Here is a 17,019-nt window from a genome sequence, read left to right as displayed (position 1 = left end):
TTGAAATATTATGAAGTCTAAAGCCACTTTAAAACAAATTGCCAAAGAGCTTAATGTTTCTATTTCTACTGTTTCCAAAGCGTTAAGTAATAGTCCAGAAATCAGTGAGCCTACCAAAATAAAAATTCAGGAATTTGCAAAACTTAAGAATTATAAGCCTAATAACATGGCTATTAACCTTAAGAACAAGCGGACGAAGAATATTGGCGTGATCATTCCGAACATACTGAATCCTTTTTTTGCTAAGGTTTTTACCGGTGTTGAAAAAGCAGCCAATGAAAAAGGATACAATGTAATTACGTGTATTTCCAATGAATCTTACGAGAAAGAACTCTATACGCTGGAACTGTTGAGTAACGGAACTATTGACGGATTTATCCTTTCTATCGCAGAGGAAACGCAAAAAAAACAGGATTTCAGCCATTTTACCGAAATTATAAATCAGGGTACGCCGATCGTAATGTTTGACAGGATTACGGAAGAAGTGATTTGTGATAAAGTAATTGTAGACGATTTTGATTCTGCAGTAAATGCAACTCAACACCTGATCAGTACCGGATGCAAACACATTGCGATGCTTTCGACTATCGATAATCTGAGTGTGGGTAAACTGCGTTTTAAAGGCTATCTTAAGGCTTTTGAAGATAATAATATGAAAGTGGAGCGGGAGTTGGTGATCCGTACCGATGACGAAAATCAATTTGATTTTTTACTGGACGCCTTATTCAATTCCAAAGAGATTGATGGTGTTTTTGCCTTAGATGAGCATGCGGCTGTTACTGCTATGAAATTTGCGATTAAAAGGGGCTACAAAATTCCGGAACAGTTATCCATTATTGGTTTTGCCGATGGGGTTTGGTCCAGAAGGTTAACGCCAAGCCTTTCCACAGTAAGCCAGCACGGTATCGAAATTGGCGAAGCAGCAGCACAATTGCTGATTGAAAAATTAGAAGAGAAAGAAGAAACCAACAGTTATAAGACCAAAATTATAAAAACGGAACTGCGTCAAAGAGAATCTACTAAGAAGTTATAAAAGCAACTAATAAAAAAAGGGCCAATTTGAAATTATCAAATTGGCCCTTTTTTGTACATAATATGTTTATTCTTTTTTTAGTTTGTATACCATGCCGCCCTGTTTCAAGGTCATGGTGTTTTGACTAAAGTCCAATTGAATCCCGGCTTCATCAAAGACAAACTCAGTAGTGCTGATGGCATTTAGTGGAAAAGCAGATTGTCCGGTAGCCTGTGCGACTAATACGCCCTTTTCTTCTTTAATCGTAATTTTTAAAGGGAAGCTTTCGGTACTGTAGACACCGGAATATTTTGCTAGGATAGCTTTGTCTACGGCTACTGTTTTAAGGTTGGGAAAGCGGTAAGGCATTTTATAGAGTGTACTCAAAATACCCAAAACAATATCATTACTATTATAGTTACTGCCATTTATCGTTAGGGCAAAACTTAATTTCTCGGCAGGATAATAGCCCAATGCCGAACTGAATGCTTCAATACCTCCATTATGGCCAAAAAAACGACGCTCTCCAAAAGGAAATGTAAGAATCCCTTTTCCGTAGTTATCCTCTAATCGTATCATTTCCTGGAAGGACTTCGGTTTTAACAACTGGCCACTAAACAAAGCCTGTATGAAAACATTCAGGTCATTTGGTGTCGACTGTATCGCGCCTGCAGCAAATACATGTGTATTATTCCATTCTGGATACTGTACCCATTTGTTATTTTCAAAATTATAGGAGTAGGCTTCATTTTTTGAAGGATCAATAGTGGTATAATACTGTGTGTGCTCTAAATTAAGTTTTGAAATAATGCGCTCCTGAATATTTTCAGCATAATTTTTTTTCGTGATATCCTCAATGATGTACCCTAATAAAATATAATTCGAATTGGAATATTCTGATTTAGAATTCGGTTCAAAAATTGAGGGATGTGAGCTGATATCTGCAATCATTTGCTCTTTGGTAATTGTTGTGCCATTGGTCTGCATGAATTTTGCATCATCAGTAAAATTAAAAATTCCACTGCGGTGATTCATCAGGTTCCCGATCGTGATTTTATCGGCATTTGGCACTTTTGGGTAGTAACGGGAAAGTTTCGTTTCAAGACGCAGTTTACCCTCGTCGACCAACTGAAACGCAACGACAGCCGTAAACATTTTGGTTATAGATCCTATTTTATATTTTGTGGTAGTAGTCGCTTTTATTTTTTTATCCACATCACTATAACCGTAGGCTTTGTCAAACAAGACCTCTCCATTTTCCATAATAGAAAGCGACCCCATGAACTTATTGTTTTCGGTAAAATACGTTAGCAGGCTATCGATTTTTGCAAACTTTGTGTTTTTTTGTGCTGTTCCAATCATAGAAAAGCCGATAAGACATAATGCTAAAATTAATTTTTTCATGGTACAATAGGGGTTAAGTGAAATTAAAATCAATGGGCTTCCAGCCAGTCTTTACCAAAACCTAAATCGACAATTAAAGGCACTTCCAAAGTGAATGCATTTTGCATTTCTTCTTTGATCATCGGCTGTATTTTTTCGAGTTCCGTAGTGTGTACATCAAACACAAGCTCATCATGTACCTGAAGCAGCATTTTGCTTTTCCAGTTTTCGGCAATCAGGCGGTTGTGAATATTGATCATCGCAATTTTAATAATGTCGGCAGCACTTCCCTGTATGGGTGCGTTAACCGCATTTCGTTCTGCAGCACCACGAACGACCGCATTCTGAGAATTAATGTCTTTTAAATAACGTCTTCTGCCCAATATCGTTTGCACATAACCTTGTTCGCGTGCCAGCTCAATTTGTTCCTGGATATACGCTTTTAGTCTGGGATAAGTAGCGTAATAGGCATCGATCAGGTCTTTTGATTCGGTGCGCGAAAGTGAGGTCTGGTTGCTCAGTCCAAATGCTGAAACGCCATATATGATCCCGAAATTTACCGTTTTGGCATGGCTACGTTGTTCCCGGGTCACTTCCTCCAATGTAACGTTAAAAACTTTTGATGCTGTTGCGGCATGGATATCCTCTCCATTACGGAATGACTTTATCATTTCGGGATCGCCGCTTAATGCTGCGATAATCCGCAATTCAATCTGGGAGTAATCGGCAGATACTAAGGTGTAGTTTTCGTCACGTGCAATGAATGCCTTTCGGATCTGGCGCCCGCGAAGGGTCCGGATTGGAATATTCTGGAGGTTGGGATTGTTGGAGCTCAGTCGGCCTGTAGCTGCAACGGCCTGCATGTATTCGGTATGCACCCTGCCCGTTTTGGGGTTCACCTGTAGCGGTAATGCCTCAACATAGGTATTTTGCAATTTCATCAATTGTCGCCAGTCCAGGATATCCTGCACGAAGGGACTGGTTAAGGCCAGATAGGATAATACTTCTTCTCCTGTAGCATATTGGCCGGTTTTTGTTTTTTTCTGTTTTGCTCCGCCTATTTTTAACTTGTCAAATAAAATTTCTCCCAGTTGTTTTGGCGAGGCAAGATTAAATTTTTCACCCGCATTTTCAAAAATCTGATTCTCGAGTGTCTGAATATCATTTCGCAATTCTTCCGAAAGCGACCGGAGGAAAGCAACATCGAGATTGATCCCTTCTTTTTCCATATCGGCCAGTACCGAAACCAAAGGCACTTCTATATTTTCAAATAAGGCTTTTGTTCCCGTATTTTCGATTTCTACTGCAAATAATTCTTTCAGTTGTAGCGTGACATCAGCATCCTCAGCAGCATATTCTTTCACATCTTCCAAAGGGACATCGCGCATGGTTTTCTGGTTTTTCCCTTTTTTGCCAATCAGTGTTTCAATTGATTTTGGGGAATATTGCAGGTAGGTTTCGGCTAATATATCCATGTTGTGGCGCATATCCGGATTGATCAGGTAATGCGCGATCATAGTGTCGAAAAGTTTGCCTTTGACTACAATCCCATAATTGGATAATATTTTTAAATCATATTTCAGGTTTTGCCCGATTTTTTCAATCTCCTCACTATCAAAAAAAGGAATGAATTTATTGATCAATGTTTGGGCTTCATCGCGGTTTTCCGGTACCGGTACATAAAAACCTTCCCCTTTTTTCCAGGAAAAAGAGAGGCCTACCAATTCGGCATTTAGGGCATCGATTCCGGTGGTTTCAGTATCAAAACTGACGCTCGGCTGTTTTAATAAGCTTTGTAGTAATAGTTTTACGGCCATATCGCCCTGGATGAGCTGATAAAAGTGTTCCGTGTTTTCTAACGTTTTATAGAAATTTTCTGGATTTTCGCCTGCTGCGATTTCAGTATTTACTGCGAAAAGATCAAATTGATCCTGGTTTTTCTTGGCAAGGCTTTTAGCGGTGGCAGGAGCTGTTCCGGTATTGATTTCATCATATTCTTCTCCATGTCCAAAAAGGCGGTCAAACTGTTCTGCCATCCTCCGGAATTCAAGCTCATGGAATAATGTTTCTACTTTTTCTTTATCTGGGCGGGTAAGCTCGTAGTCATTTTCATTAAATGTCACCTCACAGTCAAGTAATATTGTGGCCAGTTTTTTAGACAAAATACCTTTTTCTTTGTTAGCCTCAATGTTTTCTTTCATTTTGCCTTTTAGCAAATGAGTATTCTCCAGCAGGTTTTCCATGGTACCAAACTGCTTGAGGAGTTTTTTGGCGGTTACTTCACCGACACCGGGAAGGCCAGGAATATTATCTACAGCATCACCCATCATTCCCAGAAAGTCAACCACCTGTTCGGGCCTTTCTATTTCAAATTTGGCCAATACTTCCGGTACCCCCCAAATCTCAATTCCATTTCCCATTCGGGCAGGGCGGTACATGAATATGTTTTCGGAAACTAATTGGGCGAAATCTTTATCCGGCGTTACCATGAACACCTGGTAATTTTGCTTTTCCGCCTGTTTGGCAATAGTTCCAATTAAATCATCTGCTTCACAACCGGCAAATTCTATGATGGGAATATGCATTGCTTTCAGGATCTCCTGAATATAAGGTATGGCAATTTGTATGGCTTCGGGTGTGGCGTCCCGATTGGCTTTGTACTCGGTATACATTTCAGATCGGACGTGGCTGCCTCCCTTATCAAAAGCTACAGCCAAATGATCGGGTTTCTCACGCTTGATAACATCCAATAAGGAATTCATGAATCCCATAATGGCAGAAGTATCCAGTCCTTTTGAATTAATTCTTGGATTTTTTATAAAAGCATAATAGCCACGAAAAATTAAGGCATAGGCATCTAAGAGGAAAAGGCGTTTTTGTTGTGACATAATTCTTTTTTAAAGGTTTCCAAAATTACAAACTTAATATTAGTATCAATAAAAAACCGCTGCAAAAAAGATAATGCAGCGGTTTCCCCTAAACAAAAAAAATAAAAATGGATAAAAAACTAACTAAAAATTACTTTTTGATAAGTTTACGGACAGCAGTCTGGCCGTTTTCAAATTCAATCTGAATCATGTAAATTCCGGTTGGAGCCTGGGATAGGTTAATCACCGGTTGGGTCTGGTCTACAATTAATTGTCCAAGCTGATTGTATACACGAGCCGATTTTAGGATAGATTCAGTTGCTATTGTCACAGTATTGTGCGTTGGGTTCGGATAGATCTCAAAGGTGTTTTTAATGACATCAATTACTCCGAGTGTTTGCTGTACATCTAAGGTATAGTCTTCCACCTGTCCGTAATAGGCATTTAAACATCCGTGAAATTCACCTTCTTCATAGACATTCCACTGGTCTTTTATGATTCGCATTCTGGTGTTGCCCATTAATGCATTGGATGGAACGGCAATGGTACCTGTCGCCTGTACGCCATCTGCTCCTGTGGATGGATTCAATGAGAATCCATAATATTCGGAATCCATATCGAAAACACCATTCTTATTCCAGTCAATAAATACGCGGATGTCATGTTCAAATGCTCCGGCAGTATTCCCTTCAACTATGATTTCATACGATTGGCCTGCATGGACCGTTCCTGAAATTGCAGTGAAATTTTCATAAGCTGGGCTTCCGTTTACAGTTGCTGAACTGGTATTGTTGATTCCGGCAAAACTAACGCGGGTAATAGGCTCTACATCATAATCTACCGTTACATTGCAATAAGGAGACTCTACAGCGGAAGGATATTTTAAGCAACGTACGGCTGAAGCTTGTCCTCTTGGTCCTCCTGCGGATGGATTGGCAATTGTTGTTCCTACATATAGATACTTCGAACCAGATGAACTCGTTGTGGCACTGGAATAGTACCCTCTGGTTCCTACAAAGGTTAATGCGCCTGAAGCGCTTCGGTATCCTGAGGCTGGTAATTTTAATACGCTGGTAAAAGCCGTTGCGGGATTTGCTATATTTTGGGATTCAATAATGGCTTCCCATTCTGTTTCGGTTGGCATTTTCCATCCGTTCCCTAAAGCTTTACAAGGATCACAGCCATTAACATCAGAGGCTTCGGCAGGTGTACTTCCGACCCATTTGTCAGTTAAGGCATTCGGTGACCACCATCCTGGCGATCCAACATAAAATTCTGCTGCTGTACTGCTGTTAATAATGCCAGAAGGATTGTTAGGTGTTGGAATTGCCGCAGTGGTGGAGTTTCTTTTTTGGTGGCCATCATCATGACGTCCCCATTGGAAAAGATCCCCATACGCATCAGCATCATTTACAGTTTCTGCCACTTTGCTGCTGCCTAAGTTTTGTTGCAGCCAAATGTTGCCATCGCTACCTCTTACAGTAGTGTAGGTCACCGGGCTACCAAGGTAGGTAAAGGTTACACATCCCGTATCCCCCGTAGTATTTCCCGGTTCTGAACACGTTACCGGATTAATCGTAGTATTCTTGTATAGTGTGGTATGGGCTATATTTCCTCCTTCAAAACCGATAGTCAGCACATCAAGATCCCCATCCCCATCATAGTCGAACCATTGTGCACGGGACATGTTAAGTCCGGCTATGCTGGCGGCTGCAGCGGTATCTTCTGTAAAAGTGCCGTTCCCGTTGTTTTTGTATAATAGAGTGGTATTTTGTCCTGCTGCATTACTGCCAATAGAGAAAACATCGATTAGGCCGTCATTATTATAGTCTACAAATTTTGAACTGCCATTATAAGTACCGATGAAATTATTTTCCATTTCGGTAAAATTCCCGGTGCCGTCATTCATATATATAATAAGCGTTTGTTTTGGTGTTGTATCAGTGCCGGAAATTAGAAGATCCGGATGGCCGTCATTATTGATGTCAGCAACATCGATCGAAGAAAAATAAACACCTGCAAGTGTGGTCTGTTTTTCAGTAAACGTTCCGTCACCGGAATTGAGGTATATTTTGGAGTCCGGTATTCCGGCAGTATTATAACCTGTAACTAAGATATCCGGGTGCCCATCCCCATTGGCATCAAATACTTTTGTAGCACTAAAATAAGTACCCATTAAATTGGCGTTCATATCAGTAAAAGTGCCGTTGATACCCTGACGGTAAATTTTTGTCGAATATTCAGTACCTGGATTTCCGTTTACCAAGATATCTTTCCGTCCGTCGCCATCAAAATCAGCGACCTGTAGCGATCCAAAGTTAACCCCTACGATTCCCGTCGTGTTATCTTTGCTGAAACTACCGTCCCCATTGTTGTAATAAATTACAAAAACGGTTTCTGCTGTCCCGGTTGTAGTCGTTCCCGTAACAATGATGTCATTACGGTTGTCTCCGTTAAGGTCGGCCACTGCTATGGCAGAATACATCAGCTGATCCAGTTGTGCAATTGTGTTTGCCGCAAAACTGCCGTTATTGTTTTCGTAAATTGCTGTAAAACCAGTATAACCGGGTTTTGCACCAGAAATTATAAAATCTGTTTTTCCGTCATTATTGAAATCAGCGGTGGCACAGTCGCCAAAAAATACACCCTGGAACCCTGAATTGGGAACTGCCTCAAAAAGTTGGCTTTGCATTTGGCTACAGCTGATCAGTGCTGTGAGTATGAAGTAGATTTTTTTCATGAGCATGATTTATTATTGCTGATGCAAATCTATTTATTTAGATTAAATAAAAATAACGAAATACGATTTTTGCAGTATATTCTTAATTTTAGCGGTAATTGCAATGGAATTTTAAAGTATTTAACAATTATATTTTTGTAAAAAACTTTTATAACGAAAGAAATTAGTAAGAATTCTATATCGATTTTTTTGAACTGGGGCTTGCTCCTCTAAAAAGTTAAAGTTTATCCAATTAAATTTACGACGTTTCCATAATTTGTTTATTTGTTTTCAAATTATTTTTGAATGATACGTTGGATTGTTGTTGTTTTTGTCGTGCTATTAGTCGAGTTGTATGCTTTTCAGGCATTTAAAACCCTTTTTAAGACTCGTGGCATTTTAATTGGCTATGCGCTAATCAGTTTGGTGGTATTGCTGTTTATTTTATATTCTTTTCTGAAGTTTGACCGGAGTGTGGGACAAACGAGCCAGTCTATGACCGCTATGGGATTGTTATTGCTTGTTTTTATTCCAAAGCTGATTATCACTTTGTTTTTGTTCGGGGAAGATATATACCGGTTGTGTGTAACTGCGATCCAATATTTCACGCAGGCCAGTGTCACGGAAAGTGCTATTCCGGCCCGTCGTAAGTTTGTGAGCCAGATTGCGCTGGGAATTGCAGCGATTCCTTTTTTGTCACTCATCTATGGGATATTTGAGGGGAAATATAATTTTAAGGTAATTAAGCAGACTATTTTTTTCGATGATCTCCCGGATAGTTTCGATGGTTTTACGATCACGCAAATCTCCGATGTCCATAGTGGGAGTTTTGATAATCCGGAGAAAATCAGTTACGCGATAGACCTTATTAATGAACAGGGATCAGATATGGTTCTTTTTACCGGAGATATTGTAAATGCACATGCTGATGAAATGCTCCCGTGGATTGAAACCTTTAAAAAGATCAATACACCTGCATTTGGAAAATATTCGGTTTTGGGAAATCACGATTACGGGGAATACCTCACTTGGCCTTCCCTGGAGGCGAAAGATGCGAATTTTGCAGCCATCAAAGACCTGCACCGCCAAATTGACTTTGAATTATTGCTGAATGAACATCGTTTTATTACCAAAGGAGCTGATAAAATTGCTTTGGTGGGCGTAGAAAACTGGGGCCATAATTTCAAACAGGCTGGTGATTTGGGAAAAGCATCTGAGGGATTGACCGCACAGGATTTTAAAGTACTGATGAGCCATGATCCTTCCCATTGGGAATATGAGGTTAAGAAAGCAGCAAAAAATTTCCAGCTGACTTTAAGTGGTCATACACACGGAATGCAGTTTGGTATTGAAATACCAGGTGTCTTTAAGTGGAGTCCGGTTCAGTATGTGTATAAGCAATGGGCTGGATTGTATGAGGAATTTGGCCGCTATATTTACGTGAATCGTGGATTTGGGTTTCACGCCTATCCTGGTCGTGTGGGAATCTGGCCTGAAATAACCGTTTTAGAACTAAAAAAAGGTAAAAAAATAGTGTAATTCGTGAATTATATTACATTTGTATAGTTTTACATTACACCTGAGTTAAAAATACAGCTATTAAAATTTTCTAGTATGTCAAAATTTGGAGAAATTATAAATGCCAATATTCCTGTTCTGATTGATTTCTATACAGAATGGAACGAGCCGTCCATTGCGATGCATCCGGTAATCCGTGATGTGGCCGCTGCATTGGGAGACCGGGCTAAAGTCATTAAAATTGATGTAGACAAAAATCAGGAATTAGCAGAGGCATTGCGCATTAAAGGCCTCCCTACTTTAATGATTTATAAAGAAGGTCAAATGATCTGGAGGCAATCCGGAGAATTGGATGCAAATTCTATCATTGGTATTTTGAAAGAGCAGGTATAAAGAACCTGGCTTTTAATTAATTACCCTATTTCCAGCATTTCATAGTTATTCTCTTTCAGGAATTTTAAAGTTTCCGGCAGCACATATTCTAAGTTTTTAAATGCTTTTATGCTGTCATGGAAAACAATAATACTTCCTGGCGCTACATTTTGCAGTACATTTTGCAGGCACTTTTCCGGAGTCGTTGTACGATCATAATCCACACTCAATACATCCCACATAATAATTTTATAGCCGGCTTTTCGTATTTTCGACGATTGGCTGAATTTTATTTTGCCATACGGCGGACGAAATAACTTTTGCAAAGAATGAGCGTTATACAATCCAAGCCGTTCCCGAATGATTTCTTCCGTTTTTAGTACTTCTTCCAGATAGATTGATGTTGGAGTTTGCCAGCCTTTTCGATGCGAATAGGTGTGGTTTCCGATAGTATGTTTTTCAGCAATAAGGCGATCGAAAAGTTGTGGGTTTTTCTCAATGTTGTTCCCGATACAAAAAAAAGTTGCTTTGGCATTATAAGCTTTGAGCTGATCGCAAACCCAGTTGGTGATTTCGGGTGTGGGGCCGTCATCAAAAGTAAGGTAAACGGGCTTGTTAGTGCCGGAAACGGGGATTGACCAGGTGTAGCGGAAGAAGATCGCTTTAATAAAAGCATTTGTTTTTATCCAAAGTAAGTCCATGAGGTAAAATTACGAATAAAAAAAATGCAGCAAAGCGAAGTGCGATGCTGCATTTACAAAAATAGATTTTATGCTATTGGTTTTTACGTCCGAAACGTTTGAAACGTTCATTGATCGTATTGAATTCTTTACGGCTCTTCTCGTAGAAATCAAGGTCGCCGCGGTCCTGCATGATGATCAGCAGACTTCTGTAGCGCTCGATATCAGTGGCAATGTCCATATAATTGGCTTCCTGCTCTGAAGGTTTTAGGCCGCCGAAATAATTCAGGTCTTCCTGGTATTTACCAATCAGTTTGGTTAGCGTTTCACGAGCCTTCTCTTTTTCTCCGATTTCATAGTAGCCGGCAGCGAATGGTTCTACTAAAGTGTAATACCCAAAATAATCAATAGGCATTTTTGTCATGGCAAGATCAATGATTTTCTTAGCCTTGTCTTTTTTACCCTCATTGATGAGTTGTTCCATCAAACGCGCTAGGTTGGTTCTGTACGAGATACTGTTTTTACGGGTCTCCGGGTCGTGGTATATTTTTTGGCTTTCGCTATTCCCCCAGTCCCATTTCATTACGATATCATACATTTTATCCGCATCAATCTGGCCCATATCCAATGGGCTGCCATCTTTTGGTATTGGTGTTTTAACCGGTACCAGTTTATAGGTCATACCTTCCAGTTGAAGGTAATCCTTCATCCAGATATAGTCGTCATTTCCGAAGCTGCCTCCGGTGAAATAGATTGGCCTTTTCCAGTTATTATTGGCTACAATATCCAGCATTATTAGTCTGTTTATGAGTAATGATCCGCCGGAAATATCGATGTCTATGTAGGGAACAATCGAATCATAATATTTAGGGCTCACTACTTTGTTCGCAATAACCGCATTGCGGTCTACCGGAATTCTAATTTTGTTGGTAGGGTAGTAGTGTACTTTTTGTCCATTTTGCAATTCCAATAATGTTCTGGCATCATCCGATTTTATAAAATCTAAGAAATCTTTAATGTCAAGACGCCCTTCAGTTGTTTTTCGGAAGATGGAATAATCACGTTTACCGCCGATATACTGATCGTTTTTAAACGAAATAGGAAGCGGTTCGGATTTATATGCCTTCGCTTTCATCTGGTCAATATACCAGTCGGTCATGATCAGCTGTGTATTTACGATTCTTACATCGGTACGGAAATGCTCGATTTCCTGGGCATACCATAATGGGAACGTATCATTATCACCAATAGTAAATAAGATAGCATTCGGATCACAGGAGCTCAAATATGCTTTTGCCATTGCAATAGCAGTATATTTACCTGAACGGTCGTGATCGTCCCAGTTTTGGGAAGCCATTAATACCGGTGCAGCAAGTAATGTAACCCCAATCACTACCGGTCCTGCAATTTTTGGTTTCAGGTAGTTCTTGATGAAATCATAAATGGCATACACGCCAAAGCCAATCCATATTCCAAATACATAGAATGAACCTACTACAGCATAATCCCTTTCGCGCGGTTCAAATGGGCGTTCGTTTAGGAATATCTTTAAAGCGATACTGGTGAATAAAAATAAAGCCAATAATACATAAAAACTTTTCAGGTCTTTCTTGGCATGGAAGAAGAATCCAATTAATCCAATAATAAATGGCAGGAAGAAATACGTGTTTCTTGCTTTATTGTTTAATGCATCAGAAGGTAAATTGTCCTGTGATCCCAGACGGGCTTCATCAATGAATTTAATGCCGCTAATCCAGTTTCCGTTAAGATTGTCATATTTTCCCTGTATGTCGTTCTGGCGGCCGGTAAAATTCCACATCAAATACCTCCAGTACATGTAACCGAACTGGTACTCAAACATGAATTTGATATTGTCGGCAGTAGTTGGTTTTTGGATGGTCAGGTAGTCGCCATACGTTTTAAGGAAAGTATTGTACTCTTCCACACCAATCTGATGGGAATTGTAAGCTTTGCGGAATTCCGAAACCAGGTCCACCAATTGTTGTGGGTCAGCATCTTCGGGTAGCGCATCATAGTTTATGGTGAAATTCAGAACATTGGTGAATCTCATATAATTTTCGGCATGGTCCGGACTCCACATCCGTGGTAAAAACGCTTTTTGACTGTCGTTTGTGTTTTGTTTCGCGTTTTTATAATTATTTACAATGATATATTTTCCGCTTTTGTAATCCCTTTGGTAATTGGGTTTGTCATCCGTATATGGATTCACAGGGTCCAATCCGGTATAGGTTTCTGAGAATTGTGGTCCGTAGAATGTTTTTTGTTCTCCGTATTGTTCCCGGTTGTAATATGCTAAAACTTCGGCAGCATCCGAAGGCCTGTTTTCATTGATCACTACATTGGCATTCGAGCGTATCGGAAGCATTAACCAGGTAGAAAAACCAATCAGGATAAAAAGAACACTTAATAATAAAGTGTTCGCCTGAACCAGGTTCTTTTTAGTCGTGTATCGTAAGCCAAAGTAAAAGAATGCAATGATAATGAGTCCGGCAAAGATAGTTCCTGAGTTAAATGGTAATCCCAGGCTGTTTACCATGAAGATTTCCATTTTACCAAAGAATCCTAACGTATACGGAAGTAAAAATTTAAAGACAAAGAATAAGATGGCTACAATAACCACATTGGCTACTATGAAATTCTTAATCGTTATTTTTTTGAAATGTTTGAAGTAATATAATAATCCCAAAGAAGGAATTGTCAATAGGGCCATAAAGTGTACACCAAACGAAAGTCCGAGAACCAAAGAGATGATTAAGAACCATTTATTGCCTCTTGGAGTGTCCATTTCCTGTTCCCAGCGAAGGCCAAGCCAGAATAATAGGGCAATTAATAAGGATGCCATGGCATATACTTCAGCTTCAGTTGCGCTATACCAAAAACTGTCTGAAAAAGTAAAAGCTAAAGAGCCGACAAAAGCACTTCCTAAAATAACAATAGCATTACTGGTTGTGATTTCTGAAAATTGCCCAATCACTTTTCGGAGCAGTAGGGTCAGGGACCAAAACATGAAAAGAATCGTAAACGCACTGGAAAAAACAGAAAGCATATTTACCATTAAGGCAACTTTACTGGCTTCGGTAGCAAACATGGCGAAAAAAGCGCCAAGCATCTGAAATAAAGGGGCTCCCGGTGGATGTCCTACCTCTAATTTTGCCGAAGTGGCTATGTATTCTCCACAATCCCAGAAACTTAATGTTGGTTCAACAGTGAGTGAATAGGTAATTAATGCGATAGCAAATGTAAACCATCCAAGGATCGTATTCCATTTGTTGAAGTTGAATGTGACCATATTAACTTTTTCGGTTATTAAAATAATATTCTACAAAGAAAATGTTTTTTTTGGTTAAAGAAATGTATAATATTTTTTTTTAATTTTTTTTTGGAAAACGTTTGGAAAACGGAAAAAAGATATTACATTTGCACCCGAATTAATGATAGAATTGGTCTATGGTGTAATGGTAACACAACGGTTTTTGGTGCCGTCTTTCTAGGTTCGAGTCCTAGTAGACCAACTTCAAGTCTCCTGATGAATGTCAGGAGGCTTTTTCATTTAATTTTCCACATTCGCTGGTCTATGGTGTAATGGTAACACAACGGTTTTTGGTGCCGTCTTTCTAGGTTCGAGTCCTAGTAGACCAACAGAAAAGTCTTCCGATTTCAATTGGGAGACTTTTTTTTATAGCAAAAAAAACGCCTCCTTATGGAGGCGTTTTAAGTGTCTTGCGAAAGATTATATTTTGAATGTGATTACATTGCGGGAAGCGTGATTGACGATGTCTTCGCTGATGCTGCCGTTGAAAAAGTGATTCAGTCCTTTTCTGCCGTGTGTGCTCACTCCGATTAGGTCGGCATTGATGCTTTTGGAGAATTTCAGAATTCCTTTTTCGACATTCGTTTCGTTGTAGACGTGTGTGGAATAGGTGCCTATTGGGTAATTACGGACAAAGTCAGTCATTATTTTTTCGGCAGCGCTGGTGGATTTGAAATCGTTTGGCGTGTTGACCATCAGCAGATGGATGTGTGCTCCAAATAAAGCTGCGAATTCTACCGCTTTTTCAAAAGGTTTTTTGATTTCGTCGGTAAAGTCGGAAGCAAATACGATATTTTTTATATTGAAATTTTCGTCGCCTTTTTTGATGACCAATACAGGAATGTCAGAGGTGCGGACTACTTTTTCAGTGTTGGAGCCGATGAAGATCTCTTCGAAACCACTGGCGCCGTGAGAGCCCATGATGATGATGTCGATTTCGTGTTTTTTGCTTATTTTGAGGATACCTTCAAAAGCTCGGTCAAATTGAACGGCTTCAGTTACGGGAATTCCGGATAAGTAATCCTGTTGTTTTAGTTCTTCAAATCGTTCGTGTGCTTTTTTCATATAGAACATTACTTCCGGAACCTCGCTCCCCGGAGCAACAGCATCGACTGTTTGATTTGGAAGCTCAAGCATATGGAGTAAATAGATTTCTGCGTCGGTTTTTCGTGCGATTTGGGCAGCGACTTTTAGGGCATATTCAGCATGTTCAGAAAAATCGGTAGGCACTAAGATTCTTTTCATAATAGGAGTTTGTAAAGATTATTTGTTTGGTTATTAATTGGTTTTATAAAGGTAGGAATAAATTTAACATAACACAATGATTTCGATTTTATAAAAAAAACACTATATTTGCATCGTTATTTATTAAAACTTAAATAATGAGGGGGCTAGAGGTCCCCTCTTTTTATAAAAATATGACATTTAAAGAAAAAGTTATCAATCTGCTCAATGCAGGACTGGAAGAGAAAAGCGCACTTTTTTTGATCGATCTTACCATTACCGATGCTAATAAAATTATTGTTACCCTTGATGGTGACAATGGGGTTACACTTCAGGATTGTATTGATATCAGCAGGGCCATTGAACATAACCTTGACAGGGAAGAACAGGATTTTTCGCTTGAAGTTGCTTCGGCCGGACTTTCCACTCCTTTGAAATTGGTAAGGCAGTATCAGAAAAGTATCGGAAGAACATTGATTGTTAAAACCGAAGACGAAAAAATCGAAGCGACTTTATCAGCAGTAAATGATGATTATATCGTTTTGGAATGGACGGCAAGAGAGCCGAAAAAAATAGGAAAAGGAAAAGAGACAGTAGAAAAACGACTGGAACTTCCTTACAGCAAAATTAAAGAAGCAATTGTTACAGTAACATTTTAATAAAAGATTGGCATGGAGAATATCGCGTTAATAGAGTCATTTTCAGAATTTAAAGACGACAAGTTAATTGATCGTGTAACGCTTATGGCGATTTTAGAAGATGTATTTAGAAATGCATTGAAAAAGAAATATGGTTCAGATGATAATTTCGATATCATTATAAATCCTGATAAGGGAGACATGGAAATCTGGAGAAGAAGGGTTATTGTAGCAGATGAAGATCTTGATTTTGAAAATGAAGAAATTACCCTGACTGAAGCTCGTAAAATTGAACCGGATTTTGAAATAGGTGAAGAGGTTTCTGAAGAAGTGAAATTAATTGATTTGGGAAGAAGGGCTATTTTGGCTTTGCGTCAAAACCTGATTTCCAAAATACACGAACACGATAATACGAACTTATACAAGCAATTCAAAGATTTAATCGGTGATATTTACACTGCGGAAGTACACCACGTACGCCCAAGAGCTGTAATTTTGGTGGATGATGAAGGAAATGAGATTGTACTTCCTAAAGAAAAACAGATTCCTTCTGACTTTTTTAGAAAAGGAGACAATGTAAGAGGTATTATTGAAAATGTGGAATTGAAAGGCAATAAGCCTCAGATTATAATGTCCCGAACTTCAGAGAAGTTTTTGGAGAAATTATTTGAACAGGAAATCCCGGAAGTTTTTGATGGTTTGATTACTATTAAAAAAGTAGTGCGAATTCCTGGGGAAAAAGCAAAAGTTGCCGTAGATTCGTATGATGATAGGATTGATCCTGTAGGAGCTTGTGTGGGGATGAAAGGATCCCGTATCCATGGGATCGTAAGAGAGCTTGGGAATGAGAATATTGACGTGATTAATTACACGACCAATACCCAGTTGTTTATCACAAGAGCACTTAGCCCTGCGAAAGTATCTTCTATTAAGATTAATGAAGTGACGATGCGGGCAGAAGTTTTTCTTAAATTGGAAGAAGTATCAAAAGCCATCGGTAGAGGTGGACATAATATAAAATTAGCCGGTCAGCTGACAGGTTATGAACTGGATGTAATCAGGGAAGGTAATTTAGTAGAAGACGAAGATGTTGAATTAACTGAATTCTCTGATGAAATCGAAGCTTGGGTAATTGAAGAGTTTGCCAAAATTGGTTTAGATACAGCAAGAAGTATTCTAAAACAAGATGTAGAGGATCTGGTACGAAGAACAGATCTTGAAGAAGAAACAATTCTTGATGTGATAAGAATTTTGAAAGAAGAGTTCGAGGACTAA

11 protein-coding genes and 2 tRNA genes are annotated in these 17,019 nt (G+C 39.2%); 7 read left to right on the top strand and 6 right to left on the bottom strand.

Annotated features, from left to right (window positions below):
* The first annotated feature begins 10 nt into the window (after nt 1-10).
* Entirely contained in the window at nt 11-1,033 is a 1,023-nt protein-coding gene (locus FK004_RS01910; RefSeq protein ID WP_108735717.1) for a LacI family DNA-binding transcriptional regulator, read from the top strand.
* Nucleotides 1,034-1,099: 66 nt separating this feature from the next.
* On the opposite strand, the gene FK004_RS01905 is transcribed toward FK004_RS01910, so the two are convergent.
* The 3 genes from FK004_RS01905 to FK004_RS01895 all read right to left on the bottom strand — a co-directional run bounded on the left by FK004_RS01905 (nt 1,100) and on the right by FK004_RS01895 (nt 8,002).
* Nucleotides 1,100-2,416, bottom strand: coding sequence for a serine hydrolase domain-containing protein (locus FK004_RS01905; protein ID WP_108735716.1), 1,317 nt, complete (start codon nt 2,414-2,416; stop codon nt 1,100-1,102).
* 29 nt (nt 2,417-2,445) lie between these two features.
* The gene (gene polA / locus FK004_RS01900) at nt 2,446-5,283 is read right to left on the bottom strand and encodes a DNA polymerase I (protein ID WP_108735715.1); all 2,838 of its coding nucleotides are present in this window, start codon (nt 5,281-5,283) and stop codon (nt 2,446-2,448) included.
* A gap of 130 nt (nt 5,284-5,413) precedes the next feature.
* Nucleotides 5,414-8,002, bottom strand: coding sequence for a T9SS type A sorting domain-containing protein (locus FK004_RS01895; protein ID WP_170108537.1), 2,589 nt, complete (start codon nt 8,000-8,002; stop codon nt 5,414-5,416).
* Between the two features lie 285 nt (nt 8,003-8,287).
* On the opposite strand from FK004_RS01895, the gene FK004_RS01890 reads away from it, so the two are divergent.
* Together FK004_RS01890 and FK004_RS01885 are read left to right on the top strand one after the other, a co-directional pair.
* Nucleotides 8,288-9,520, top strand: a complete 1,233-nt coding sequence (locus tag FK004_RS01890) for a metallophosphoesterase (RefSeq protein ID WP_108735713.1) — start codon at nt 8,288-8,290, stop codon at nt 9,518-9,520.
* A gap of 75 nt (nt 9,521-9,595) precedes the next feature.
* Nucleotides 9,596-9,892, top strand: coding sequence for a thioredoxin family protein (locus FK004_RS01885; RefSeq protein ID WP_108735712.1), 297 nt, complete (start codon nt 9,596-9,598; stop codon nt 9,890-9,892).
* Between the two features lie 20 nt (nt 9,893-9,912).
* On the opposite strand, the gene FK004_RS01880 is transcribed toward FK004_RS01885, so the two are convergent.
* Nucleotides 9,913-10,572, bottom strand: coding sequence for a polysaccharide deacetylase family protein (locus tag FK004_RS01880; protein WP_108735711.1), 660 nt, complete (start codon nt 10,570-10,572; stop codon nt 9,913-9,915).
* A gap of 73 nt (nt 10,573-10,645) precedes the next feature.
* Complete coding sequence (locus FK004_RS01870; protein ID WP_108735710.1) at nt 10,646-13,861, bottom strand: DUF2723 domain-containing protein; 3,216 nt, start codon at nt 13,859-13,861, stop codon at nt 10,646-10,648.
* A gap of 152 nt (nt 13,862-14,013) precedes the next feature.
* Here FK004_RS01870 and FK004_RS01865 point away from each other — a divergent pair.
* Nucleotides 14,014-14,084: transfer RNA gene (locus tag FK004_RS01865), tRNA-Gln, on the top strand.
* A 56-nt stretch (nt 14,085-14,140) separates the two neighbouring features.
* Nucleotides 14,141-14,211 (top strand) — tRNA-Gln (locus FK004_RS01860).
* A 91-nt stretch (nt 14,212-14,302) separates the two neighbouring features.
* On the opposite strand, the gene FK004_RS01855 is transcribed toward FK004_RS01860, so the two are convergent.
* Nucleotides 14,303-15,127: a universal stress protein gene (locus FK004_RS01855; protein ID WP_108735709.1), complete on the bottom strand. Its 825-nt coding sequence runs from the start codon at nt 15,125-15,127 to the stop codon at nt 14,303-14,305.
* Between the two features lie 173 nt (nt 15,128-15,300).
* Here FK004_RS01855 and rimP point away from each other — a divergent pair, with 173 nt between their 5' ends.
* Together rimP and nusA are read left to right on the top strand one after the other, a co-directional pair.
* On the top strand, nt 15,301-15,765 hold the full coding sequence (rimP, locus tag FK004_RS01850; protein WP_108738721.1) for a ribosome assembly cofactor RimP: 465 nt from the start codon (nt 15,301-15,303) through the stop codon (nt 15,763-15,765).
* 12 nt (nt 15,766-15,777) lie between these two features.
* Nucleotides 15,778-17,019: a transcription termination factor NusA gene (gene nusA / locus FK004_RS01845; RefSeq protein ID WP_108735708.1), complete on the top strand. Its 1,242-nt coding sequence runs from the start codon at nt 15,778-15,780 to the stop codon at nt 17,017-17,019.

This window comes from Flavobacterium kingsejongi, from assembly GCF_003076475.1.
Lineage (GTDB): Bacteria > Bacteroidota > Bacteroidia > Flavobacteriales > Flavobacteriaceae > Flavobacterium > Flavobacterium kingsejongi.
This window is presented reverse-complemented; position numbering and strand designations above follow the sequence as displayed.

Excerpts from the sequence above, each read along its gene's own strand:
- FK004_RS01910 (WP_108735717.1), top strand. The coding sequence starts at position 11 with ATGAAGTCTAAAGCCACTTTAAAACAAATTGCCAAAGAGCTTAATGTT.
- FK004_RS01905 (WP_108735716.1), bottom strand. The coding sequence starts at position 2,416 with ATGAAAAAATTAATTTTAGCATTATGTCTTATCGGCTTTTCTATGATT.
- polA (WP_108735715.1), bottom strand. The coding sequence starts at position 5,283 with ATGTCACAACAAAAACGCCTTTTCCTCTTAGATGCCTATGCCTTAATT.
- FK004_RS01895 (WP_170108537.1), bottom strand. The coding sequence starts at position 8,002 with ATGAAAAAAATCTACTTCATACTCACAGCACTGATCAGCTGTAGCCAA.
- FK004_RS01890 (WP_108735713.1), top strand. The coding sequence starts at position 8,288 with ATGATACGTTGGATTGTTGTTGTTTTTGTCGTGCTATTAGTCGAGTTG.
- FK004_RS01885 (WP_108735712.1), top strand. The coding sequence starts at position 9,596 with ATGTCAAAATTTGGAGAAATTATAAATGCCAATATTCCTGTTCTGATT.
- FK004_RS01880 (WP_108735711.1), bottom strand. The coding sequence starts at position 10,572 with ATGGACTTACTTTGGATAAAAACAAATGCTTTTATTAAAGCGATCTTC.
- FK004_RS01870 (WP_108735710.1), bottom strand. The coding sequence starts at position 13,861 with ATGGTCACATTCAACTTCAACAAATGGAATACGATCCTTGGATGGTTT.
- FK004_RS01855 (WP_108735709.1), bottom strand. The coding sequence starts at position 15,127 with ATGAAAAGAATCTTAGTGCCTACCGATTTTTCTGAACATGCTGAATAT.
- rimP (WP_108738721.1), top strand. The coding sequence starts at position 15,301 with ATGACATTTAAAGAAAAAGTTATCAATCTGCTCAATGCAGGACTGGAA.
- nusA (WP_108735708.1), top strand. The coding sequence starts at position 15,778 with ATGGAGAATATCGCGTTAATAGAGTCATTTTCAGAATTTAAAGACGAC.